Annotated in this window: 23 protein-coding genes and 1 tRNA gene; 12 read left to right on the top strand and 12 right to left on the bottom strand. The window is 42.1% G+C overall.

The window, feature by feature from the left end; genetic code table 11:
• Nucleotides 1–137: 137 nt before the first annotated feature.
• The 3 genes from POV27_RS12315 to POV27_RS12325 form a co-directional block, all read right to left on the bottom strand.
• A tRNA-His gene (locus POV27_RS12315) sits at nucleotides 138–214 on the bottom strand.
• A 77-nt stretch (nucleotides 215–291) separates the two neighbouring features.
• Nucleotides 292–1,008 (bottom strand): bacillithiol biosynthesis deacetylase BshB1, encoded by a 717-nt coding sequence (gene bshB1 / locus POV27_RS12320; RefSeq protein WP_272863078.1) that lies wholly within the window; start codon nucleotides 1,006–1,008, stop codon nucleotides 292–294.
• Nucleotides 1,005–2,177: a trans-sulfuration enzyme family protein gene (locus tag POV27_RS12325; RefSeq protein WP_272863079.1), complete on the bottom strand. Its 1,173-nt coding sequence runs from the start codon at nucleotides 2,175–2,177 to the stop codon at nucleotides 1,005–1,007. Before POV27_RS12325 ends, bshB1 begins: the two co-directional genes overlap by 4 nt.
• Nucleotides 2,178–2,238: 61 nt before the next feature.
• Here POV27_RS12325 and hutI point away from each other — a divergent pair, with 61 nt between their 5' ends.
• The 4 genes from hutI to POV27_RS12350 all read left to right on the top strand — a co-directional run bounded on the left by hutI (nucleotide 2,239) and on the right by POV27_RS12350 (nucleotide 6,321).
• Nucleotides 2,239–3,474 (top strand): imidazolonepropionase, encoded by a 1,236-nt coding sequence (gene hutI / locus POV27_RS12330; protein WP_272863080.1) that lies wholly within the window; start codon nucleotides 2,239–2,241, stop codon nucleotides 3,472–3,474.
• Nucleotides 3,471–4,472 (top strand): formimidoylglutamase, encoded by a 1,002-nt coding sequence (locus POV27_RS12335; RefSeq protein ID WP_272863081.1) that lies wholly within the window; start codon nucleotides 3,471–3,473, stop codon nucleotides 4,470–4,472. The genes hutI and POV27_RS12335 overlap by 4 nt, the downstream gene beginning before the upstream one ends.
• Nucleotides 4,473–4,534: 62 nt before the next feature.
• Nucleotides 4,535–5,473 carry a bifunctional helix-turn-helix transcriptional regulator/GNAT family N-acetyltransferase gene (locus POV27_RS20310; protein WP_336375836.1) on the top strand — a complete coding sequence of 313 codons (939 nt, stop codon included), beginning with the start codon at nucleotides 4,535–4,537 and terminating at the stop codon, nucleotides 5,471–5,473.
• Between the two features lie 50 nt (nucleotides 5,474–5,523).
• On the top strand, nucleotides 5,524–6,321 hold the full coding sequence (locus POV27_RS12350) for an MBL fold metallo-hydrolase (protein WP_272863082.1): 798 nt from the start codon (nucleotides 5,524–5,526) through the stop codon (nucleotides 6,319–6,321).
• A gap of 202 nt (nucleotides 6,322–6,523) precedes the next feature.
• Here the strand turns inward: POV27_RS12350 and POV27_RS12355 are convergent, their stop codons facing one another.
• From POV27_RS12355 to POV27_RS12370, 4 genes are all read right to left on the bottom strand, one after another.
• A complete protein-coding gene (locus tag POV27_RS12355) occupies nucleotides 6,524–6,916 on the bottom strand; it encodes a hypothetical protein (protein WP_272863083.1) in 393 nt (130 codons plus the stop codon).
• 654 nt (nucleotides 6,917–7,570) lie between these two features.
• Complete coding sequence (locus tag POV27_RS12360) at nucleotides 7,571–8,779, bottom strand: threonine aldolase family protein (protein WP_272863084.1); 1,209 nt, start codon at nucleotides 8,777–8,779, stop codon at nucleotides 7,571–7,573.
• A gap of 101 nt (nucleotides 8,780–8,880) precedes the next feature.
• A complete protein-coding gene (locus POV27_RS12365) occupies nucleotides 8,881–9,393 on the bottom strand; it encodes a lipocalin family protein (protein WP_272863085.1) in 513 nt (170 codons plus the stop codon).
• Nucleotides 9,394–9,395: 2 nt separating this feature from the next.
• Nucleotides 9,396–11,426 (bottom strand): prolyl oligopeptidase family serine peptidase, encoded by a 2,031-nt coding sequence (locus tag POV27_RS12370; RefSeq protein ID WP_419179948.1) that lies wholly within the window; start codon nucleotides 11,424–11,426, stop codon nucleotides 9,396–9,398.
• 168 nt (nucleotides 11,427–11,594) lie between these two features.
• Here POV27_RS12370 and POV27_RS12375 point away from each other — a divergent pair, with 168 nt between their 5' ends.
• Genes POV27_RS12375 through POV27_RS12385 form a run of 3 tightly spaced genes read left to right on the top strand, consistent with a single transcriptional unit; the run spans nucleotide 11,595 to nucleotide 15,486 of the window.
• Nucleotides 11,595–14,144 carry a VPS10 domain-containing protein gene (locus tag POV27_RS12375; RefSeq protein ID WP_272863086.1) on the top strand — a complete coding sequence of 850 codons (2,550 nt, stop codon included), beginning with the start codon at nucleotides 11,595–11,597 and terminating at the stop codon, nucleotides 14,142–14,144.
• Nucleotides 14,145–14,858 carry a phytanoyl-CoA dioxygenase family protein gene (locus tag POV27_RS12380; RefSeq protein ID WP_272863087.1) on the top strand — a complete coding sequence of 238 codons (714 nt, stop codon included), beginning with the start codon at nucleotides 14,145–14,147 and terminating at the stop codon, nucleotides 14,856–14,858.
• 10 nt (nucleotides 14,859–14,868) lie between these two features.
• Nucleotides 14,869–15,486: a chloramphenicol acetyltransferase gene (locus POV27_RS12385; RefSeq protein WP_272863088.1), complete on the top strand. Its 618-nt coding sequence runs from the start codon at nucleotides 14,869–14,871 to the stop codon at nucleotides 15,484–15,486.
• On the opposite strand, the gene POV27_RS12390 is transcribed toward POV27_RS12385, so the two are convergent.
• The 5 genes from POV27_RS12390 to POV27_RS12410 are packed head-to-tail and all read right to left on the bottom strand — an operon-like array spanning nucleotide 15,481 to nucleotide 19,571.
• The gene (locus POV27_RS12390; RefSeq protein ID WP_272863089.1) at nucleotides 15,481–16,173 is read right to left on the bottom strand and encodes an HAD family hydrolase; all 693 of its coding nucleotides are present in this window, start codon (nucleotides 16,171–16,173) and stop codon (nucleotides 15,481–15,483) included. The two genes, POV27_RS12385 and POV27_RS12390, sit on opposite strands and share 6 nt — an antisense overlap.
• A gap of 33 nt (nucleotides 16,174–16,206) precedes the next feature.
• Nucleotides 16,207–16,734: a DUF4442 domain-containing protein gene (locus tag POV27_RS12395; protein ID WP_272863090.1), complete on the bottom strand. Its 528-nt coding sequence runs from the start codon at nucleotides 16,732–16,734 to the stop codon at nucleotides 16,207–16,209.
• Between the two features lies 1 nt (nucleotide 16,735).
• Nucleotides 16,736–17,668 carry a hypothetical protein gene (locus POV27_RS12400; RefSeq protein ID WP_272863091.1) on the bottom strand — a complete coding sequence of 311 codons (933 nt, stop codon included), beginning with the start codon at nucleotides 17,666–17,668 and terminating at the stop codon, nucleotides 16,736–16,738.
• 3 nt (nucleotides 17,669–17,671) lie between these two features.
• Entirely contained in the window at nucleotides 17,672–19,363 is a 1,692-nt protein-coding gene (gene ettA / locus POV27_RS12405) for an energy-dependent translational throttle protein EttA (protein ID WP_272863092.1), read from the bottom strand.
• Between the two features lie 31 nt (nucleotides 19,364–19,394).
• Complete coding sequence (locus POV27_RS12410) at nucleotides 19,395–19,571, bottom strand: CAL67264 family membrane protein (protein ID WP_272863258.1); 177 nt, start codon at nucleotides 19,569–19,571, stop codon at nucleotides 19,395–19,397.
• Between the two features lie 282 nt (nucleotides 19,572–19,853).
• Between POV27_RS12410 and POV27_RS12415 the strand changes: the two genes are divergently transcribed.
• The 5 genes from POV27_RS12415 (at nucleotide 19,854) to POV27_RS12435 (ending at nucleotide 24,679) form a co-directional block, all read left to right on the top strand.
• On the top strand, nucleotides 19,854–20,357 hold the full coding sequence (locus POV27_RS12415; protein WP_272863093.1) for a hypothetical protein: 504 nt from the start codon (nucleotides 19,854–19,856) through the stop codon (nucleotides 20,355–20,357).
• Between the two features lie 106 nt (nucleotides 20,358–20,463).
• On the top strand, nucleotides 20,464–21,138 hold the full coding sequence (locus POV27_RS12420; protein ID WP_272863094.1) for a hypothetical protein: 675 nt from the start codon (nucleotides 20,464–20,466) through the stop codon (nucleotides 21,136–21,138).
• A complete protein-coding gene (locus POV27_RS12425; RefSeq protein ID WP_272863095.1) occupies nucleotides 21,138–22,151 on the top strand; it encodes a PspA/IM30 family protein in 1,014 nt (337 codons plus the stop codon). Before POV27_RS12420 ends, POV27_RS12425 begins: the two co-directional genes overlap by 1 nt.
• Nucleotides 22,152–22,172: 21 nt before the next feature.
• The gene (locus POV27_RS12430; RefSeq protein WP_272863096.1) at nucleotides 22,173–23,714 is read left to right on the top strand and encodes a phosphate ABC transporter substrate-binding/OmpA family protein; all 1,542 of its coding nucleotides are present in this window, start codon (nucleotides 22,173–22,175) and stop codon (nucleotides 23,712–23,714) included.
• Nucleotides 23,714–24,679, top strand: coding sequence for an ABC transporter permease (locus POV27_RS12435; RefSeq protein ID WP_272863097.1), 966 nt, complete (start codon nucleotides 23,714–23,716; stop codon nucleotides 24,677–24,679). The genes POV27_RS12430 and POV27_RS12435 overlap by 1 nt, the downstream gene beginning before the upstream one ends.

Consider the following 24,679-nt stretch of genomic DNA (forward strand, 5'->3'; position numbering starts at 1 on the left):
TAGGCGTGATCCGAAATGGGAAACCTGCTCATAAAGCCTTCAGGCTTCGCCTGATTCTATTTTATTGGCTTTACTCCGAAAACAAGTTTTCACGTTGCGCCAATAAAAAAGCCTCCAACATACGTTGAAGGCTTTTATGGGGTGGAAGACCGGGTTCGAACCGGCGACCTCCTGAACCACAATCAGGCGCTCTAACCAACTGAGCTACAACCACCATGTGTCTTTCATTTCGAAAGCGGATGCAAATATAGTGCATTTAGGCACTTTGCACAATAGTCTTTTTAAAGATTTTTATATCAGATCGAAGATAGAGTCCACTGCGGGATACCGTTCTACCGTAAACCCTTCGGCAGCTTCTGTCTGAATGATACGTCCTAAATTCCGATTTCGGTACCGTAAACTTTCATGTAAGTTCTTGGAAGACGTATGGGTTTCAGGTTCTTTAGAATCCGGATCGTAGAACTGACTCTTATAGGCCTTAATCGCCTCCATTTTTTTATCCATAAACCCCGTAACATCGACTACAACGTCTGGCTCTATCTCTTTCCATTGAATATAATGATAGACCGCCTTGGGACGCCATGCCTCCTGCGCCTGTCCTTCGAAAGTAGTTTCAATACGCCGCAATCCACTTAAAAAACAAGCGTCGCTTGCCAATTTACTTCCTTTACCGTGATCGATATGCCGATCATCTACGGCGTTACAAAAGACAATTTCTGGACGGTACTTTCGTAGGATTTCAATGATCGCCATTTGCTCTTTCTTCGCATTCTGGAAAAAGCCATCGCCCAAATCCAAATTCTCACGAACAATCACTCCCAATACCTTGGCGGCAGCGGCAGCTTCTTGATCACGGATTTCGGCTGTGCCCCGGGTCCCAAGTTCTCCTCGGGTTAAATCCAATATTCCCACTTTCCTGCCATTAGCAATTTCTTTGGCAAGGGTTGCCCCACAGCTCATTTCCACATCATCCGGATGTGCACCAATGGCCAGTATATCTAACTTCATATAGTTGCTAGTTGTTTTTTGGCAACAGCTTCAAAAGCTTGTTCCAAATCTGAAATCAAATCTTTTTTGTCCTCAATCCCTAAAGAGAAACGCAGCAATCCATCGGCAATGCCTTGTCGTTTCCGTTCTTCTGGGGACAACAAAGCATGTGAGGTTTTTACTGGAGACAAAATCGTAGACTCCACCCCGGCTAAGCTCATGGATTGTTTTATGAGCTGCAAGGACTCCATAAAGGCATCGGGATCCAAGGAATCGATCAATTCGAAAGAAAGCATGCCTGTGTAGCCACGCATCTGCCGCTTGGCAATTTCATGATCTGGGTGGTGTTTCAATCCAGGGTAATATACTTTATCTACCAAAGGATGTTTGTCCAACCATTTGGCCAATTTCTTAGCATTTCTATTTTGCGCCTTCACTCGCAATACCATTGTCTTCATACTGCGCTCCAACAACCAAACGGTATAGTCACTCAAGCTTCCTCCATAATTTTTGGCCAGATTCCAAATCCTATCGATATGTTCTTGCGAGGCCGCTACTGCTCCGGCACAGATATCACTGTGTCCGCCCATATACTTGGTCGCACTGTGAATCATAATATCGATCCCGAAATCAACTGGGTTTTGGTTAATGGGAGAGGCAAATGTATTATCGATCATACTAACAATCCCCTTTTCCTTCGCTATACGAGAAATCATTTCCAAATCGGTAATGAGCATTAAAGGATTGGAAGGGGTTTCCACATAAATCACCTTGGTATTGGTTTTCATCTTCGCGACGAAATCCTGTTCAGAAAAACCATCGGTAAAATCGAATTCGATCCCTAGTTTCGGGAATTCTTCGACAATGAAATTGAAAGCGCCACCATAAATGGTCTTTTGCACCACCACATGATCGCCTGTTTTCAGAAAAGTCAGTAAGGAATGACTCACTGCCGCCATCCCACTTCCAAAAATGAGTCCCGCTTCGCATTTCTCCAGTGCCGCTACTTTTTTGGCCAATGCTTCTTGGTTGGGCGTATTGAAATAACGCGGATAGCGCTTTACATCCACATTTTCATAAGCATACGAGCTTGCAGTGTATATGGGCGACACAGCTCCTTTAAACTGTTCATCCTTTACACCTCCCGTATGGGTACAAAGGGTGTTCATCCCAAAATTATTCGATTTCATTTTCCTTAAATTTTGAAGGTCTAAGGTATTAATTCCTTTTCAGGTTTGCTATATTTAACCAATGAAACTTTTGTTAACGAACATTAAGGAGTTACTGCAAATTCGGGACAGTAATATCCTAAAAGTAAGTGGCGCCGACATGGCTCATTTACCTGCCCTAAAGAACGCTTGGTTATTAATGGAAGATGCCATCATCTCCGATTTTGGCCCTATGGATTCCGTCCCTACCATTACTGATGCTACCACCATAGATTGCACCGGAAAAATGGTGTTGCCCACTTGGTGCGACAGCCATACGCATTTGGTCTATGCCGGAAATCGGGAACAGGAATTTGTGGACCGGATCAAGGGATTGACCTATCAAGAAATTGCCGAAAAAGGCGGGGGTATACTCAATAGTGCCAAAAAACTTCAGGAAACTTCGGAAGAAGATCTGTATGCCCAATCGGCTAAACGATTGGAAGAAGTCATGGCTTTGGGAACGGGTGCTATTGAAATTAAAAGTGGGTATGGCCTTACTACTGAAGCCGAATTGAAAATGCTTCGTGTGGCGAAGCAACTGGCGGAAAACTATCCTGTTGCCATAAAGACTACGTTTCTGGGTGCCCATGCAGTACCTTCGGCCTATAAAAATGACAAGGACGCTTATTTGGATCTAGTATGCGAAGAAATGATTCCTAAAGTGGCAGAAGAAGGACTTGCCGAATATGTGGACATCTTTTGTGAGGAAGGTTATTTTTCGGTGGCAGATACCGATAGAGTGCTAACCGCTGGGACCAAATATGGGCTTATTCCTAAAATTCATGTCAATCAGTTTCAAGCCATTGGCGGTGTAGCCGAAGGGGTGAAACACCAAGCATTGAGTGTGGATCATTTAGAGGTAATTACCGAAGCAGATATCGAAGCGCTTACAGGAAGCGAAACCATGCCCGTGGCCCTTCCCTCCTGTTCTTATTTCTTAGGGATTCCTTACACTCCTGGACGGGAAATCTTAAATGCCGGATTGCCTTTAGCCTTGGCAACCGATTATAATCCAGGGTCGACCCCCAGCGGAAATATGAATTTTGTAGTGGCCACAGCTTGTATTAAGATGAAGTTGACACCCGAAGAAGCCATCAATGCTGCTACGATGAATGGTGCCTATGCCATGGGACTGAGCCACTCTCACGGAAGTATTACCAGGGGAAAATCGGCCAGTGTAATCATTACCAAAGAAATACCTTCCTATGGATATTTGCCCTATGCCTTTGGAAGCAATTTAATTGATAGCGTCATTATAAACGGAACCTACTTATGAGCCTCATTTTTTACAACCGAGAAAAACTGAAACAGCACACCAAATGGCGGTGGGGAGAAGAAAAACTGGGAGAAATGTGTGGTGTGGTAGATGACTGGGAACAGCTGGCAGAAAGCGAAGCAAACTATGTTCTATTTGGCATCCCTGAGGATGTCGGGGTACGCGCCAATTACGGTCATGTGGGCACAAGCAAAGCTTGGAATGCCTGCTTAGATGCTATTTGCAACATACAGAGCAATGTCTTCACCAATGCGAATAACGTGGTTGTTTTGGGGGAAATTGATTGTTCTGAAGAAATGATGGATGCCAAACAACTGGAAAGTGACGACCCCTTCTTTCCAACCAAAATTGGGAGTTTGGTAAAGAGCATTGACGATAAGGTTTCGGAAATCATCCAAAAGATAATAGCCTTAAATAAAATACCGATCGCCATAGGAGGCGGACAGAACAATGCTTATGGAATGATAAAAGGGGTTTCCCTATCCTATGACAAACCCATTAACTGTATTAACCTGGATGCCTACTCCGATTTTACCGCTTTGGAACACAGGCATAGTGGAAACGGCTTTAGCTATGCCCACGAAGAAGGATATCTGGACAAATACTTCATCTTGGGATTGCTGCGCAACTACAATTCGGTCACCCTACTAAATCGCATTGAAGAAACCGAAGGGAAAGTGGCTTTCGAACGTTTTGAAGATATTTCGGTATACCAAAAGACCTCTTTTAAGGAGGCATTACAAAAAGCCAAAAAACATGTAGCGGGAACGTATTTCGGCTTGGAATTGGATTTGGATACGGTAGCGACTATGGGAAGCAGTGCGATGACGCCTAGTGGATTTACACTGGAAGAGGCCCGACAATATATAACAACACTTTCCAAGCATAAGAATTGTATTTATATTCATCTGTGTGAAGGCAATCCGCTCATGGAAAATTTTGAAAGTCAAGTAGGCAAATCCCTCGCCTTTCTCATCAGTGATATCTTAGGAAATTAAAGAAAGATTTGGTAGAAATGTTGAGATTTTATACTTTTACATAAGTACTTATATAAATACTTATGGATACGATTAAATCTTTGGGCGAACTGAGCATGGGTTCCCGTTTAAAACGGTTGAGCGATCAATGCATGAAGAACATTCAAATGGCCTACGATCAACATAATATTGACTTTGATCCTTACTTATTTCCAGCATTTCACAATGTTGCGAAATTAGGGTCCACCACCAATGCAGAATTATTTGAATCCCTAAAAACATCACAACCCGCGGTAACCCAGACCATCAACAAACTCCTTAAAAAGGGACTCGTGGAGAGTGCTACGGATGAAACGGACAAACGGAAGAAGACCATCGTACTTTCAGAAAAAGGGAGAAAATTCCACCAAAAAGTGCGCCCCGTCTGGCGAGGTATGGAACGCGCAGTGAAGAAATTTACCCAACACCCAGCCGATTCATTAATAGAGCATCTCAACAATTTTGAAGCCGTACTCCAATCCGGAAAGTTCCTGGCCACCGTTAACGAATTTATCGCTATTGAAATGCAAATATCCATCACAAACTACCAAGAAGCATTCCGACAAGATTTTTACGACCTAAACATCGAATGGTTAGAAACCCATTTTTACGTTGAGGATTTTGACCGTGAAGTGCTGAGCAAACCAGAAAAATATATTCTGGATCCGGGAGGACACATCTTCTTTGCTGTTGAAAACAACAAAGCGTTAGGCACAGTGGCACTTATGAAAGCGGGAGAAGACCGTTACGAACTCACCAAAATGGCAGTTCATCCCGATGCCCGTGGCCGAAAGATTGGTCAGCAATTGATGCAACATTGTTTGGATTTTGCGGTAGAGAACAACTATGATATCTTCCTCTACTCCAATACCGTTCTGGAAAATGCGATTCATATTTACCGTAAATATGGTTTTGTTGAAGTTCCCGTTGAACCTGACAGCCCCTATGTGCGAAGCAATATAAAAATGGAATGGCGTAGATAGATTTTTGGATGGGTCAAGGAATTTGTAATTTTGAAACAAAACCAAACTCCATGAAGAAATGTACCCTCCTCCTATTCGTTCTATTGTCCTTTGCAAGTTGCAAAAACGACCCTAAGGAAACCGAAAACAAAGAGGTCGTTACCGAAGAGACCGAGACGGTTGAACAAGACACCAAGCCTACCAAAAGCAGTTTTAGGGTAAGCCCTATTCGGCACGCTACTATGGTCATTACTTGGGACGAAACCACTATTTATGTGGATCCAGTGGGAGGTGTAAACGCTTTCAAAAATTTCGAGGCACCCGATCTTATTTTGATAACCGATGTTGATCCAGAGCACTTAAGTGTAGAAACCCTTCAAGGATTGGATACCTCTAAAGCAAAGATCATTGTACCCCAAGTCGTGGCCGATAAAATGCCTTCAGAATTCGATACACAGATCGATGTGCTAAACAATGGAGAAATGAAAGAACGCTTTGGCTTTGCCGTGGAAGCCATCCCTATGTACAACCTTCGCGCAGAGTCCTTAAAATTTCATGAAAAAGGACGGGGAAATGGCTATGTTTTGGAGAAAAACGGAAAACGGGTATACATTTCCGGTGATACAGAAGACATTCCCGAAATGTTGGCGCTACAGAATATAGATATTGCCTTTGTTTGCATGAGTTTGCCGTATACCATGACCGAAGTACAGGCGGCCAATGCCGTGGCTACTTTTAGCCCTCGTATTGTATATCCCTATAGTTACCGAGGTGCAACTGGCATTAGCAATATTGAAGTCTTCAAAGCTCGATTGAAAAGCATCGGGGAAGGCCGTACACAAGTGGTTGCCCTAAACTGGTATCAATAACACAAAGAATGTTCTGCGCATCAGGATCGTCTCTTGCTAAATAGCTCGTAAACAGTTCATTTAGCTATTTCCAACGTTTTAGTATATGAATCCGTAGCCAATGAATATATTAGAATCGGGGTTGGAATCAGTGCAGAATAAAGGGAGGAATAATTTATTTAATTAGCCAACTAGGGCAATGGATTATACTCGTTGTTAGCCACTAAGCCCGATAGTTTTTAATCTTATATCCGGCTATCGCGAAACATAATACAGGAACACTCAGAATAGACCCTGGAATTGGCCCTCCAACCATAAATGCTAAAATGGTATCAATTAAAACGAGAGCCGTAAGTAAGTACAGGATTTTTCGGGCGTCATATGTTAGAAATAAAGTAAATATGCCAAGTGCTGCGAGTCCAATGAGATGAATTGATGGGTGGGCAAATAGGACAGGGACAATTTCTTTAAGAAGTCCATCTGCATTTGAATTATCTATTAGATCACTGACGTAAAAGAAGCCGCTTCCATGAAATACCGCCATAACGGCCAGAAGTATGCTTCCAATTAAGATCAAAATTTTAGAAGTCTTCGCTTTTGTATTTTGGTCAACCATAGTTACGAATGATTAAATACGTCTAGTTCCCTATTCTATAGGACGCAATTAATTTTAAAATAGTTGCCTAAGGTATTTTCTTGGCTTGTAGCTTATGTTCCGTGTAGTTTTTTATTCAGTTTCATATTCCGATCTATACAATTCCAAAAACTTTGAAGTTAAAAGACCTATTTCCTTTTTCTTTTTTAGTTTGAAATCAATATAGGTTATCAGAAAAGGTATAATGAATAATAAAATTGGTAAAAACCAATTTCCATTAGCCAAAGAAATAATCGAGAAAATGATTCCGATTCCAGTGGCAATTTTTACCACTATATTCAAGGGAAATTTAAAGTCAAAATACAATTCAAACTTGTTTTCGCTGTTCAGAACTCCAATGATTCTGTGATTATTTGCCGATAGCACAGAGGGAAACTTTTTCCGTTCGAATTCAATTCTATTCGGACTTATATTCCCATCATAAAAACCATTCAGAATTAATTTATTCAGAATGTTGAATGATTTCTCATTATTTGAAATGGTTTCTTTCATTTCTCAAATGACACATAGGGTTTTGTACATGAGTAAACGCATGGGGTAGTACGTTACATTAAAAGTATGAACCAAACTGAACATCCTTGGTGATTAATTATACACGTTTGTTAGCCTACGTTTTTAAGTGCGCGCATGTTCAATTCCTTTTTTCCAAGCACTCATTATATCATCATAGTCTCTTGTTAATAAACTTTCATTAACCGTAAACTTCACCACCCCTTTTTCGTTTGATCTTCCCAACCAAATGCTATGTTCATTATATAAGAATATGGCAAGTTTCTTTAAACTAATTTCCTCATTAAGGGTCAAATCATAAATGTTTGTACCATTTTGCAAACTCACTATGCTGACACCATCTATTTTATTTAATTCGGAAATCATTGCTTTCGATGTTTTAAGGATTTCATTCCATCGTTTATTGATTCCATTTAAATAATGTAAAGCTACCGATGTATGATTCCAACTTTGAAATACAGTTCCTCCAAGTATTTTTATTTGATGTGAAACCTGGTCTATGATCTCCGCATCTCCACACAATATAGCTCCACCCGTTGCATTTAAATACTTGTAAAGAGAAATGTAAACAGTATCAAAATATGAGGCATATTCTGATACAGAGATATTATTGAAGGCAGATGCAATGTGCAATCGTGCTCCATCTAAATGCATTTTATAACCATGCTCCTTACAATATTCTGAAATTTCTTTTATGTCCTTAATAGGGACAGAAGTTCCATCGGCGCGTCTTACTGGATTTTCAATCGCAACCGTTCCTAGGCCACTTTTAAAGACCTCATTAGTATTCGTATAGTCGATCGTATTCTTTAAATCGTCCAGGTTAAAATAAGGTTTCCCTTTTCCAACGGGAATCAGTCTTTTATTATGAACACTTTGCGCTGCATCTGCCTCGTCTCTGAAGATATGCGAGTTTTCTGGCACTATGACTTTGGTGTTGTTTCCATTAAGCAACTTAATCGCTAACTGATTGGCCATGGTACCCGTAGGAAGATAAATCGCTTTTTCTTTACCCGTTATTCTTGCAAATTCTTCTTCAATTATTTTTGTCGCACCGCCATTTCCATAAAAATCTGGCTCAATGGGCTTCTCCTTATTTATTTGATTTAATTTTTCAAGATATTCTTGAGGGGATAGGGCAAGACCATCGTAAATAAAATTAACGGGGGTTTTTGACTCACTTGGTGATCCATTTGGCGATTCTAGTGAGGACATAGCCGTTAAACCAGAAACAGGAAGTAGTATGGAAGCTGTCGAGAGACCACATTTTTTAAGGAAATCCCTTCGGTTATTTTCTTCTTTGATCGTTTTCATCTGGACTCTTTTTCAAATGTTATCTAACGCTTTTATACATGAAAAGTACGCCTTTTTTGTGAACGTATTTTTCATACACAAGTTGTTGCCTTAGATTGTTATCAATAATGAAATGAACGATCTCCTATATCGAGATCGTCCCTTACTAAATAATCTGTGATGGTCCTTTTCTTCCCATACTGGGTATGCGAAAATGAAAGGGTTAGGGAATCTTTAGAGAGGTACAGTATCTTGAAATACTTGTAATCCTTATCCGTTCCCAATAATTCCGGTAAAAGACTGCTGGAAAGTTTTATATAGGAGTGCCCTTTTGCACTTTGTGTAATTTCCCAAGTACCTTTCAAGCTCGGACCACAATCGAAATGTTGCTCATTATTATCAATCACAGAATCGTTCGCGAAAAAGGTCTGCTTGTATTTGATGAAGCAACCCTCAGGCTCCATATTCATGCGTGCCTTGCCATTGTAGCGTTTGGCTATCTTCCATGTTTTAAGCGTATCTGAAGCTAGTAAGAACTCGGCTTTTTCGGGTAAAACATACACCTCTTCTTCCTTCTTCCCCGAGCAAGCACTTAGAGCCACAAGAATAGCCAACACAGAAATTAGTTTCGCCATGGCTACCTGTACTTTTCGAACCAAGCCAAGGTATGTGCTACTTTGGTGATAAGGTTAGAAGGGCGTGCCGCAATTCCGTGCGAAGCTTCCGGTATTTCGACCAGCACGGTTTCTATTTTTCGAAGTTTTAAGGCATGATACAATTGCTTGGCTTCACTGGGGGGCGTACGCAAATCGTTCATCCCGACCATCACCATAGTTGGGGTCTCCACATTGCCAACGAGCGATATGGGAGAAAACTTCCAGTAGCCTTCAAAATTTTCCCAAGGTTGTCCGGGATAACGGCTATTGGCATAGCCATAGTAATTATCGGCCACCAAAGTCTTACTAATCCAATTCATGACGGGCTTGGCTACTACGGCCGCTTTAAATTCATTGGTTTTTCCAATGATCCAAGCGGTCATGATTCCACCAGCACTTCCTCCGGTGACATACAATTGATCCTTATCTACAATCCCTTTATTCACCATTTCGTGCACCCCATCCATAACGTCATTGTAGTCCTGTCCGGGATAGTTATTGTACAAAAGGTTTCCGAAGGCTTCTCCATAGCTCGTACTTCCCCTTGGGTTGGGATAAAACACCACATAACCTGCAGAGGCATAGAGCTGGATTTCGGCAGAAAAATGAGGGCCATAATTTAAGATGGGACCTCCATGATTTTCCACCAATAAGGGATACTTTTTACTGCTATCGTAATTGGGCGGATATACGATCCATCCTTGAATGTCTCGATTGTCGAAGGTAGACTTGTACCAAATCTCCTCTACTTTTCCCATGGTACGGTATGAGATAAGATCGTCATTAAGTCCCGTTAATACCTTGGGCTGTTTGCTTTTTCGGGAGGTCACGGCTACATCGGCAGGGCGATCGGGTTTGGATAGCGTATAGGCAATCCTTCCATCCTTGGCCACGGAAAAACTTCCACTGGCATAGGGTCTTCCCAGGGTCGTGCCGCCTACATTGTCCAACATCACGCTGAGATTCCCATTCAGATCCAGATAGCCAATTTTGGTTAGCCCCAAATCGTTGTATTGAATGTATAGCCCCTTGCTATCCGAAGCCCATTGTGCACTAGAGATGCTACGATCCATTTTGTTGGAAACAACACGTTGGTTGCTTCCATCGGCATTCATGATCTGTAGCTTACGTGTTTGGTACGCCTGAACTTTGTCTTCAAAACCAATAAAGGCGATGAAACGTCCGTCGGGAGATACCTTAGGAGATCCATCGGGACCAGAACGGGAAGTTAAGGCTTCGATATTCCCAGAACGGGTATCTACCGAGTATACTTCACTATTTCTGAAATCGTATTCCCAATCCTCACTGCGATTTGCTGAGAAATAAACTTTATCACCTCGTGGACTCCAAGACAAGGCACCACCATGATTGTAATCGCCAGAAGTTAGTTGTCTGGCCGCTCCTCCTTCCGAAGAAATAGTAAAAATATGGGTAAAGCCCGGTTTCAAATACCCTGCACCATCTGCCTCATGTTTTAGCCTATCCGTTATCCTTGGGGTTTTCGCCCACTTGGCTCCTTTCGGCTTCGCTGGCATTTTGGCAAGCACAGGAGGGGCCGCATTTACCTTCATGGTAAAAGCAATTTGTTTTCCGTCGGGAGACCATGCCAGATTAGAAGGGCCATTTTCCAATTGGGTAAGCTTGGCAATGGTTCCTGTATCGGTCCAGTATACATAGATTTCGCTCCCCTCTCCCGAACTGCTTACGAAAGCAATACGATCTCCATTGGGCGACCATCGGGCCTGACTTTCTCCACTTTCCCGAGAACTCAATTTATGATGGATCCCTCTGCTATCCGTACTCAACATCCACAAAGTACCATGACTTCGATCCTTCATGATATCAAAACCCGTTCGACGGTAGACCACATATTCACCATCTGGAGATATCTGAGGGTCGCTGGCGTACTCAAGATCGAACACATCGAGATATTCAAAATTAGGATGGGAAGTTTGCCCAAAAATGGAGGAAACCATAAGGGCTATTGCGAAGGAAAGGATGAACTTATTCATGAAATTATTTTTTTCAGAAAGCTAAAAGTACGAATTGAACGGGTAACATATTCTCAAAAAAGGTAACATATTCTCGAAATTTTCTCATGGTTTTATAAACTATAGGAGACATTTAACAACAAGCTACCCGATTTGTAGTATTTTTAAACATCCAAAAAAATTGAAAAAATGCGCTATAACCTCAAACCCATCCACCTGTTATGGATCTTTGGAGCCACGCTCTCTGTGGTACTTCATTTTTCCGATGAATTTACAAACCCAGAGGTAACCTCCAACGACTGGGACGAACTCAACAAACAATATCCGGGAGAATGGTTCTATAACGAACGCGCTTATCCCGATGGAATCATCAACGTAGAGGCCATTAAAAATGCCGAATTACAAGCTAAGCAGATTCTGGCCAGTCGTCAACCCGCTGGAAATTGGGAATTGAAAGGGCCTTTAAACACGGGAGGAAGGATTACCGATATTGCGTTGTCTCCCGATAGTGACGACGTATTCTATGCGGGAGCCGCTACTGGAGGAATTTTTAAAACCACAGATCGTGGTGTTACATGGACGCCCGTTTTCGACGAGCAAACCAAACTTTCTATTGGGGATATCGCCATTGCACCTTCTAATGCGAATACGTTATATGTGGGAACAGGGGAAGCCAATGGTAGTGTAAATACAGGAGCATTCTTTGGGGATGGAATCTATAAAACCACCGATGCGGGAGCCACTTGGACCAATGTAGGTCTACCCGAAAGTAATCATATTGGGCGTATCGTTGTGGATCCAACCGATGAAGATCGGGTATTCGTAGCCGCTACGGGAAAATTATATGGATACAACCCCGAAAGAGGAATATACAGAACTACCGATGGAGGTGGGAACTGGGAACAAGTACTACATGTAACCGATTCTACCGCGGCTATCGACGTGGCCATGAATCCATCCAATACGGACATTATTTTTGCAGCAATGTGGGAACGTACCCGTAAGCCATGGATACGCGATTATGGCGGGGTAACTTCGGCCATTCACCGTTCTTTGGATGGAGGTGACACTTGGGAAGAACTAGGCGCTGCTAATGGACTTCCCGCTGCCGATCCACAAACAGGACGTATCGGTTTGGCCGTTTCTCAATCCGATCCTTCTACAATCTACGCGAGATATACAACCAATGAAATTACGAATGCCTTTAATGGGCTTTATAAATCTACGGACAATGGGGAAAACTGGACCTTGGTCGCCCTTTCGGAAATTGACTTCGTAGATTCCTTTTTTGGATGGTATTTTGGAAACATTCGTGTAAACCCTGCCGATTCCGATCAGGTATATGTTTTAGGGCAACTGTTATATAGAACGGACAATAGCGGTAGTAGTTGGAACGAAGTGGGCGGCATGCATGTGGATCATCACGCCATGGAGTTTTCGAATAACGACCCCAACTTTATTTTGGCAGGAAACGATGGGGGAATTTACCTTTCCGAGAACGGAGGAAATACTTGGAATAAGTTTACCAACTTACCCCTAACCCAATTTTACAATATTGAGGTAGATTACTCACAACCGGAACGGTTGTACGGCGGAACTCAAGACAACAATACGATTAGAACCCTTACGGGCGGACTAAATGACTGGAATCCCATTTGGGGAGGTGATGGATTCCATGTTAATGTAGATCCTGTAGATAATAATTTCATTTACGCGGAAGCGCAATTCGGAAATCTAGGTAGATCTACCAATGGAGGAACTACTTTCCAAAGTGCTTTGGATGGCATCGATTTTGGCGATCGTAATAACTGGAATACACCAGTGGTTATTTCGGCTTTCGATAACGAAATATTGTACTACGGTACCAACCGTTTGTACAGCTCTACCCGAGCCGTCTTCTGGACTGCCATTAGTCCGGATTTAACCGATGGACCTCATCCTAGTGGTGCTACTAGCTACGGAACCCTTACTGCTATAGGTACTTCTCATTTAAACCTTGATACCATCTATACCGGAAGTGATGACGGAAATGTAAATGTGACTTTTGATGGAGGTAGCACATGGACCAATGTAAGTGCTGGCCTTCCCGATCGATATATTACCTCTATTGCCGTTTCTCCTTCAGATGACCTAACGGCCTATGTAGCATTATCGGGATATCAATTGTTGGATTATGATCCACACATCTTTAAAACCACAGATGGTGGTCAAAGCTGGACGGCTGTAGCTGGAAATCTACCCAACATACCCGTAAATGACATTTTGATTAATAGTGCCGAGACCGTACTCTACGCCGCTACCGATCTTAATGTTTGGTATTCTACCGATGATGGCGCTAGTTGGACCATTTTGGGAGACAATCTTCCGCTTACCCTAACACGCGATTTGAAACTTCACGAGCCAACCAGTACATTGTATGCTGGAACTTATGGAAGGTCCATGCACAGTTTCGATTTAACACAAGTCCTGGGAACCGAAGATCTATCCAACGCTTCCAACGAAGTAGTAGTGTATCCGGTGCCTTCAACTACCGAAATCAATATCGAGCATTCCCTTTCCTCCAATGGAAGTATTGCCCTGTATGATCTCACGGGACGTAACATTAAGGAACTGTATCAAGGAGATTTGGCACAATCTACAGATACGCCATTTTCCATTGCAGAACTTCCGCAAGGTGTCTACTTTGTTCAGATTCGTTCGGGCAACAAAAAACTATCTAGGAAGATCGTAAAGCAATAAATGAGCTTCAATAAAACATTGGCTGCCTTCCGTAAGGACGGTTATGCCATTATACCCAATTTCTATTCAGATGCTGAAATAGAAAGCTTAATTTCCGATCTCGAGGAATATGGAAACGATGTTGCAGATCAAAATTCCAAACATCTTTTCGCCATCCGGCAATTGCTCAATCGTATTCCGGAACTCAAGGTTTCCTTATTCAATGCTAATTTGAAGAGGTTATTGACCGAATATTACGAAAAGCCTTCATGGCTTACAAAAGCCATTTATTTTGATAAACCCAGCACCTCCAATTGGTTTGTGGCCTATCATCAAGACCTGAGCATTTCGGTCAAGGAGAAGATTGAAGTAGACGGCTATAAGAATTGGACGCATAAAAAGGGGCAATATGGCGTGCAACCACCTACGAAAGTGCTCGAAAACACCATTACGCTTCGCATTCACTTAGATGATACTACCGAGGAAAACGGTGCGCTAAAGGTCATTCCCAAATCCCATGGCCAAGGCATCCAGCGAAACGATCATTTGGGGATTACTCAGGAAAATGAAGTAACTTGCGCAGTACCGAAAGGAGGTATCATGTTAATGAGTCCATTAACCCTACATGCTTCCCACAGAACCACCAACGGAAAACGCCGTCGTGTTATTCATTTGGAGTTTTGCCCTCAAACACTTCAAACTCCTTTGGAATGGCTAGAGGCCCAAGCCGTGTAACGCATCACAAGTGAAGAAAAAAATCGATCTGGAGCAGTGGGCTCGAAAGGACCATTTTAAATTCTTTTCGCAATTCGAAGAGCCTTACCACAGCATAACCGTGGATGTAGATTGCACCAAAACCTATAATGCCTGCAAAGCTTCTGGGCATTCTTTCTTTTTATCGTATTTGCACAAATCCTTAGTAGCCGCCAATGCAGTTCCTGCTTTCCGATTACGCATACACAATGGAGAAGTATATGAATACGAAGCGATACACGCCTCCCCTACTATTCCAAGGCCCGATGGCACCTTCGGATTTTCCTATATCGATTTTCACGAAGATTTTGAGGTCTTTCATGAACAAGCCAAGGAAGTCATTACCAAAGTAGAAAATAGCACTGGATTGAATCCCGCTACTTCGGGAGAAAATGTGATTCACTATTCCTCTTTGCCCTGGCTCAAGTTCACTTCTTTATCCCATGCTAGGAGCTATAGTTTTCCGGATAGTAGTCCGAAAATTTCCTTCGGAAAGATGACCGAAGAAAACGGCAGGAAAGTTATGCCCATGTCCGTACATGCCCATCATGGCTTGGTCGATGGGCGCGATGTGGGTGAATACGTAAAGCGCTTGGAAGCAATCCTATAAAATCTGAAGCATTTCTGAAGCTTCCTTCAATTCCATAAAGTTCGGATGAGTTACCGGATCGGATACACGCTCGTGTTCCCAAGTAGTGTGGAAAGGAATATGAAAGGCATGTCCGCCGATTTCCAACACGGGAAGAATATCGCTTTTAATGCTGTTCCCCACCATTAAGAATTCTCCTGGAAAAATATCCAAATGATTCACCAATTTCTGATAGTGCTTAGGCTGCTTATCGCTCACGATTTCAATATGATGGAAATAGGGTTCCAATCCCGATTTAATTAGCTTTCGCTCCTGATCCAAAAGATCCCCCTTTGTCGCCATGACCAAACGGTACTTCGTTGCCAGATACTTTAGGGTCTCTTCGATCCCATCGATCAATTCTATCGGGGCTTCCAACATCTTCTTTCCAATCCCAATTATTTCGGTAATGGTATGGTTGGTGACTCTCCCTTCAGAAAATTCGATAGCGGCCTCAATAAGGGAAAGGGTAAAAGGTTTTATCCCGTAACCGTACATGGGCAGGTTCTTCATCTCCATTTCGAAAAGACGCTTATTGCATTCTTCGGCGGGCATAAAATCCTTCATTAATTTACAAAACTCTATTTCGGCATCGCGAAAAAGGGTTTCATTAACCCAAAGGGTATCGTCGGCATCGAAAGCGATGGCTTTTAAATTGGCGAATGACATAGTGCTATTTGGCTGGTTTTATTCAAAAAGGAACTACTTCCCTGTTTTATTCTTTCTCTTTTCCTTGTAATAGGATTTGTTCGCAACATACATGGTTTTATGTACTTCGCAATACACGGTCGATCTATTTTCGTTGGTTAATTGTGTTGTTTTCACAATTTCAATTTCTTGTTCTTGTGCAATCCGCTGTTTTATTTCGGCTAGCTCTTCTTCAGTAAACAAAAAATCAGCATACAGATTTTCCCTAGCAGGTCGTTTAAAGACCACTTCCGCAGATTTATCCCAAACAACGTATTCATTTCCCAACAGATTAATGAGTTGTACCATAGGAATGGGATCTACCGACGAGAACATACTTCCCCCAAAGATAGAATTGACATAATTCCTGTTCTTATAGCTTAGGCGCACTTTTATGCGAATATTCAATAAATCCTTGGTTACACTAACGACCCGGCCCGTGCTCCTTCGGTACATGGGGGACCAATTAAATCCATAACGAAACAGCTTGTGTTTGGGCACAAATCGCGTTCCTACTTCTGCTATTTTCTGATAAAACGACATACTAACGGCGTATTCTCCACTTCCAAACCAAATCGATACTTATGCTATGTTCGTATTCGAAGGTATTGGGAGCATTTAGTTTGACAAAGGTAGGACGATAAACCAAACCTACGTGAAATCTTTCTCCAATTCGATAGTAAGAATTTAATGACAGTCCCAAGCTATTACTCGACTTACGAATTTCCTCTTCCATAAAACTTCCTTCTTCTTCAATCTCCCTATGATAGGCCCAATTGTACCTAGAGAAATTGGCACCATATCCCACAGAAAAACGATTCAATACATAATTATCTGTTAGGCTTATAAACAAAGCATTATGTGTTTCATATTCCGTATCATAACTAACGGACGCCGGGAACGGAACGGGGGCATCTATAATACCTCCTGCAGTGAGATTGATAAATTTATTGTCTTTGTAAAAATATTCTCCCAATACCGAAACCCCAAAGAAACCAAAACCGGAAGCATCGGGCGCTCCATTAGGTTGAAAATAGAATTGATTTACATGCGGTAATGATACCCCAAGATTCCAGTGCCCTTGTTGTCTAGAGGACATAATACTCGAATTCTTCCACTCCAGGGATTCATCCAGTTTTACAAAACGTGGATACCCGTATTTAAGGTCAGTGTCATCATCTACAATAAACCCTAAACCAAGATTGGTTACATTGTAATAGAAGAGGAACGAAAGCCTTGGCTGTAATACAAATTGGCGTTCTAACGAATCATTCTTGGCAGTAACCACCAAAGAATCGCCAGAACGAGGCACACGTATGGTCTTAGATCGATCTACGGTAAAAACACTATCGTTTACAGTAATTTGAACGGGAGTCTTGGACCGAAAAGTAATGGGTGCGGTCCGTCCATTGAATAAAGTAGCACAGGATGAAAAAAGAAAAAGTAGCGAGCAACCTAAAAGGGCACGTATCTTCATTCGCTATCGAATCAGCTTCTTGTACTTAATTCGTTTTGGCAACAGATCACCGCCCAATCGTTTCTTCTTGTTTTCTTCATAATCGCTAAAGCCTCCTTCGAAAAAGTACACTTGGCTATCCCCTTCAAAAGCAAGGATATGTGTACAGATTCGATCCAAGAACCAACGGTCGTGACTAATCACTACCGCACAACCCGCAAAGTTTTCCAAACCTTCTTCCAAGGCTCTTAGCGTGTTTACGTCCAAATCGTTGGTAGGCTCATCCAGTAGCAATACATTCCCCTCTTCCTTTAGAGTCATGGCTAAATGCAGGCGGTTGCGCTCTCCTCCCGATAACATAGAAACCTTCTTGTTCTGCTCGCTTCCACTAAAGTTGAAACGGCTTAGATAGGCTCTGGAATTTATCTGTCGACCTCCCATCATAATCAGTTCCTGACCATCGCTAAAGTTTTCCCAAATCGTTTTATTGGGATCTATATTGGAATGCGACTGATCGACATAAGCCAATTGAGCGGTCTCCCCTACCTCAAAGGATCCTTTGTCTGGTTCCAATTCATCCATAATCATTTTGAAGATGGTCGTCTTCCCTGCTCCATTGGGACCAATAATTCCTACGATTCCTGCTTGTGGAAGATTAAAGTTGAGGTCTTCGTACAGTAATTTTTCCCCAAAGGCTTTAGACACGCCTTTGGCTTCAATCACGTTTGTTCCCAAACGAGGGCCGTTCGGGATGTATATTTCAAGCTTTTCGTCCAGTTGTTTCTGGTCTTGGCTCATCAATTTTTCATAGTTCTGTAAACGCGCCTTTTGCTTGGTCTGGCGTCCTTTAGGGGCCATACGCACCCATTCCAATTCGCGTTCTAAGGTTTTTTGACGTTTACTGGCCTGCTTTTGCTCTTGGGCCAATCGTTTCGATTTCTGATCCAACCAAGAAGAGTAATTCCCCTTCCAAGGAATTCCTTCCCCGCGATCCAATTCTAAAATCCATCCAGCCACATTGTCCAAGAAATAACGGTCGTGCGTCACTGCGATTACCGTCCCTTTGTATTGTGCCAAGTGATGCTCTAACCAGTGCACACTCTCGGCATCCAAGTGGTTGGTAGGCTCGTCCAATAGCAGCACATCAGGCTCCTGAAGCAATAATCTGCACAAAGCTACCCGTCTACGCTCTCCACCAGAAAGTACTTTAATTGGCGTATCGGCTTCCGGCGTGCGCAGGGCATCCATGGCGATTTCCAATTTGGTATCCAATTCCCAAGCATTGGTCGCATCGATCTTATCCTGAAGCTTGGCCTGTTTGTCCATAAGCTCCTGCATCTTATCGGCATCCTCGTATACTTCGGGCAGACCGAACATATCGTTAATCTTATTGTACTCATCTAGCACATCGACCACTTCCTGAACACCTTCCTTAACAATATCGATCACGGTCTTATCCTCGTCCAATTGCGGTTCCTGCTCTAAGTACCCTACGGTATACCCCGGAGAAAAGACAACATCACCTTGGTAGTTCTTTTCTACCCCAGCAATGATTTTAAGCAAGGTAGATTTACCACTTCCGTTAAGTCCCAGAATACCAATCTTGGCACCATAGAAGAAGCTTAGGTATATATTTTTAAGTACAGGGGTCTGGGCACTTTGGTAGGTTTTGGAAACCCCAGACATGGAAAAGATGACTTTCTTGTCGTCGGACATAATTTTCTGAAATTAGAAGGTTAGTGTGTAATTATACGCGGCCTTTTAGGGCATTGAACACCCATGCAACGGCAAAAAAGCCAATTCCTACTGCAGCGAAGCCCCATCCTGCTACATCGTCATACTTAAAGGCTCCCAAGGCTATTAATGCACAGCCTACAACTATCATAATAAAGGTGGCCCAAGCCAGGACCGTATTTTTGTTCATCATGCTCTTTACTTTTTATGGCGTTCCGTAAAGTAAAACCTCTGGTTTACTTTACGACCGGGCTTTCCGCTGTATCCCTGTAGTAGCTTTGCACTACAGGGGATGCCGCTGCAATCCCTAACGCAAATATCGTTAATTAATCCTTTATTTAGGAAGTGAAATACCCTCTCTTTCATATTTTAAGAGAATCACCGTAGGATAAAGGCATCAACTTCAACAAAATAGAAGAAAACAATAAACTATTACTAATATTCTATCTTAGGGGCATATTTAACTAACATCATGACCTTACAGAATATCATAGATCAGTATGGACAATTCCCTAAATGGATAATTGGCTATTATGTTGTCGTAATCTTATTTTCTCTCTTGGGACTCTTAACCGTTTCCAAAAATAATTTTAAAGCCCCAATCTCCTATGGATACACGGCCTTGGTATATTTGGCCACTATTCCGGGAGTGTTTTCCGTGATGCTCGTAGCGTACAACCTATTTTTCTTGAGAGCCAATTTATTACAGCTAAATATCGCAGTGTATTTTGTTCCTATTATTGGGATGCTGCTATCCCTCATGATCATTCATAGAACCGTACCCATGTCCGAAATTCCGGGATTCGATAGACTCTCCGGATTGATTTTGGTCATTACCATGGCCTTTATACTTACCTACATTTTGCAACGTATGTTCTTTGGTGTGCTATTCATAGGAAGCTTTACCCACCTCATCCTACTGTTTTTGGTCATTCTCGTGCTATTACGACTAGGTTGGAAACGTGTATTTAAATAGCGCTTTTGTAACATTTCAAGAATTTCAACACCAAATAGCTATAAAGGCGTATCTTAATCGTCCAATTAAATACCTATTTTTTTAAATTTGTCCAAATACACCAACCATGCTAAAGAATTTAAAGTCTTTATTCATTGTAGAAGAAGACCAAGAAGAAACTAAGAAACCCACTACCCCCAAAGACAAAGAAGGAAATGAAGCCAGTACTCCGAACGTATCGGAGCCTGCGCCCCCGACGCGCACTTCCGCTGCTTCAACGACCGGCATTGTAGATCCTAAAATTGTGGAAAAACTGTTGGGAGCCATCGAAAAGAACAACCTCGAAGGTTTCGACTATTTGGAGTACAAGAAAGCCCTTAAGGCATTGGAAAAGATGCCTATGGATGAGTCTACCAAGTACCGTTCGGCTTTTGCCACAGCCTCTACCATGGGAGTAACCTTGGATAAGCTCTTAGAGACCACAAAATTTTATATCGGTGTTCTAGACAAAGAAAGCGAGCAGTTTACCAATGCTTTCAAAAATCAATTCGATGATAAGGTATCCGGTCGTGAACGTGAAATCGCACAATTCGAATCGATTATAAAGGAAAAATCGGCTCAGATTAAAGCCTTGACCGAAGAGATTGCAAAACACCAGACGCAAATTGAAGGCCTAAAAGCCAAAGTGCAAGAAAGCAATGCAAAAATCAATAAGACACAGAACGATTTTAAACAATCGTACGACCTTCTTAAATCGCAATTTGAGGAGGATATGTTAAAAATGCAGAAATACCTTAAATAATGGACAATACATCGTTAAAACCTAAATCGTTTTGGAAAAAGCCGGAAGGCAAAACCGGAATGCTCTTCATGGGGCTCTTGGGTGCAGGCGGACTCTACGGACTGTACAAAGTACTCCCCTTCCTCATTGAGATTGCGGAGAACACACTCTATCTGGGAGTGCTCTTAGCGGTTTTGGGGGCGCTTATCTATATGATATTGGATCCCAAGATGCGGAACCTTATTTTTTACATGTATAAGTCTTTTATGCGATGGATTACCGGTCTTTTCATTCAAATAGACCCTATAGGAATACTTAAGAGTTATGTAGAAGATCTTAAAGACAATCTCAAAAAGATGAATAAGCAAATCGCTGTTCTTAAAGGACAGATGAAGCGTTTGCAGCAGATCATCTATGATAACAAAAAAAGCATTAATAGCAACCTAAAGTTGGCGAGCGCTGCCAAGGAAAAGGACAAGAAGGGAATCATGATCCTTAAGTCCAGAAAAGCGGGACGCTTGCAGGAGTCGAACCTAAAGCTGGATGGACTCTATAAGAAAATGGAAATCCTGTACCGCGTACTCACCAAGATGTATGAAAACTCTGAGATTCTATTGGAAGACATAGAAGATCAGGTCATGGTAAAGGAACAAGAGCGCAAAGCCATTAGAGCGAGTCATTCTGCTATGAAATCGGCCATGAATATCATTGCCGGTAATAACGACAAAAAAGAAATGTTCGACAGGGCCCTTGAGGTCATTGCCGAAGACGTAAGCATGAAGATTGGTGAAATGGAGCGTTTCATGGACATGTCGACCAACTTTATGGACTCTATCGATCTTCAGAATGGAATTTTTGAAGAAGAAGGCTTGGAGCTATTGGAAAAATGGGAAAAAGAAGGGGTTTCCTTAATCTTAGGAAACCAGAAGGATCTCTTGGTGCACGATCAGCACAGCGTAGATCTCGATGCTCCTATTGTAAAAACAAAAAGTCAGAATAACCAATATTCCGACCTATTTAATTTCGAAGACTAAAAACCACAACTAAAATACACTATGGCAAGGACCAAATTAACACCGTTTGCAAAAATATTAATCGTAGTAGCCATCATTGCTGGGGCGTATTACTTATTAACACAATTAAGAAATCCGGATGTACAAGAGCAGATAGAAAAAGTAACAGGTAAGGACGGAAAAACTAAGGATGGCTATAAAGACGTCATCAATGTAGGAGTGGTTACCTGGGGAGGATATGCTGGAGGACAGTATTTCAATGAAGGTTTTGAAGCCAACACCGACTCTCGTTTCTACAAAGACTACGGATTCAAGGTAAACTTTGAAGTGATCGACGACTTCGATGCATCCCGAGATGCTTTCAAAAATGGATCTATCGACCTAATGTGGGCGACCATCGATGCCTTCCCTACAGAAGTAGAAGGTTTAGACCAATTTCAGCCACAAGTAGTATTCCAGGCCGATTGGAGCCGTGGAGGTGACGCCATCGTTGCCGCACGAGGAATTAACAACGTAAGTGACCTGAGAGGAAAGAAAATCGCCGTAGCACCTATGACGCCTTCGCATTCCTTTTTGATTTGGCTATTGGAAGCAAGTGACATGACCACACGCGATGTGCAGATTGTGGAAGTACCCAGCGCTATCGACGCGGCAGATGCTTTTAAAAGTAATACCGTAGATGCAGCTGTAGTTTGGAGTCCAGACGATGCCGACTGTGTAAGTAAAGTAGCCGGTTCTAAGGTTTTGGAAAGTACCAGAAACGCCACACATATCATCGCCGACGTTTTTGTATCGAAAAAAGAGTTCGTAGAAACGCATAAAGATCAGTTAAGAGACCTGTATGAAGGTTGGATGATCGGGGCTTCAGAGTTGAACAGTTCGGATAGCAACAAAAGAAAGGCAGCAAAAATCCTTGCTGAGGGATTGTCTCAACCAGAAGACTTCTGCTACGATGCCATTAACAATGTTCGATTGACCACACACGGGGACAACAAAGATTTCTTTGGATTGAATCCAAGTTATAGTGGTGTTACTGGAGAAGACCTTTATAACAAAATGAAGGTGAAATACAACAACCTAGGCTATAACACCCAAGGAGCTAAAAGTTGGAGATTACTTTCTACCAAGGACTTGGTTTCAAGAACAAATCTTTCTGGAGGCAGTCATAGCGCAGAAGCACAGAAGCAGTTTACTGCAGCTGATGAAAGTTTGACCAACAAAGAGTCACTTTCTTCCAAAAAAGTAAGTATCAGCTTTAGAACTGGAGAATTTCAATTGGACGAAAACTCCAAGCAGTTGATCGATCTACAGTTTACCCCTATTGCTAAGGCCTTCGCCAACGCACGTATTCGTATTGAAGGAAATACAGACAACGTAGGGAATCGAGGATCTAACATTGCACTATCTAAAAAGAGAGCCCAGTCTGTGGCAGATTACCTAATAAGTCAGCATAACATGCCAGTGAATCGCTTCATCATCCTAGGAAATGGACCAGATGAGCCTGTTTCAGGATGTGAAGGCAATCAGAATGAAGAATGCCGCTCTAAAAACCGTAGGACTGACTTTGAACTGGTAGTAGACTAATGAACGTAAAAAAGCTTTTTGAACTTAGAGGAAACCTCCTTCCTAAGGATAAGGTCGTACTTACCGTTGTAGGAGCGCTTATACTCATTTTCACATGGTTTTTACTAGCAGAAAATCTATCTAAGTCTGTAATTACCCAAGATGAAACCATTGATCTCTCAACGATTTCGATGGAAGATCGCAGGTATTACGACAATGATTCATTACTCGTAGCCAGTTACGACACACTCGAAACACTGAGCAATGAAGAGTTGGCCTCGTTTGGTCTTAAGAAAAACAAGGTCTACCCCTTATTACCTTCGCCCGTTAAAGTAATTAAGGCATTTCCCGATCTCAACAAGAACGACGATGTGATCGGGAATACCTTCTATTCCATCAAGCTTAACTTCTTGGGTTACTTATTGGCGATACTCATCTCCATTCCCATTGGCTTTTTATTGGGGCTTATCCCATTGTTTAGAGGCCTGTTCAGTCAGATTGTAGATTCGTATCGTTTTATTCCTTTAACCGCTGTGACGGGAATTTTCATCATGTGGTTAGGACTGGGAAGCGAAATGAAGGTTTCCTTCTTGGCATTCGGTATCATTGTGTATCTCATTCCAGTAGTGGTTCAACGTATAGATGAAGTACAAAACGTTTATCTGAATACCGTATTTACGTTGGGCGCCACATCTTGGCAGACCATTAGAACGGTATATATGCCCTATGTCTTTTCAAAAATCATTGATGACATTCGCGTTTTAACTGCCATTTCTTGGACGTACATTACCATTGCGGAAATGCTGAACAAAGGTGGTGGAATCGGAGAATTGATTTGGACCGCCAAACGACAAAGTAGAATCGACAAGGCCTTCGCCATACTTATCATTATTGTTATTATTGGTATCCTACAAGACCGATTGTTTGTAATGATCGATAAACTATTATTTCCTTTTAAGCACACAAACAAAGGCAACAAGCACTAA

The sequence above is a fragment of the Aureisphaera galaxeae genome (assembly GCF_028561275.1).
In the GTDB taxonomy this organism is placed as follows: domain Bacteria; phylum Bacteroidota; class Bacteroidia; order Flavobacteriales; family Flavobacteriaceae; genus Aureisphaera; species Aureisphaera galaxeae.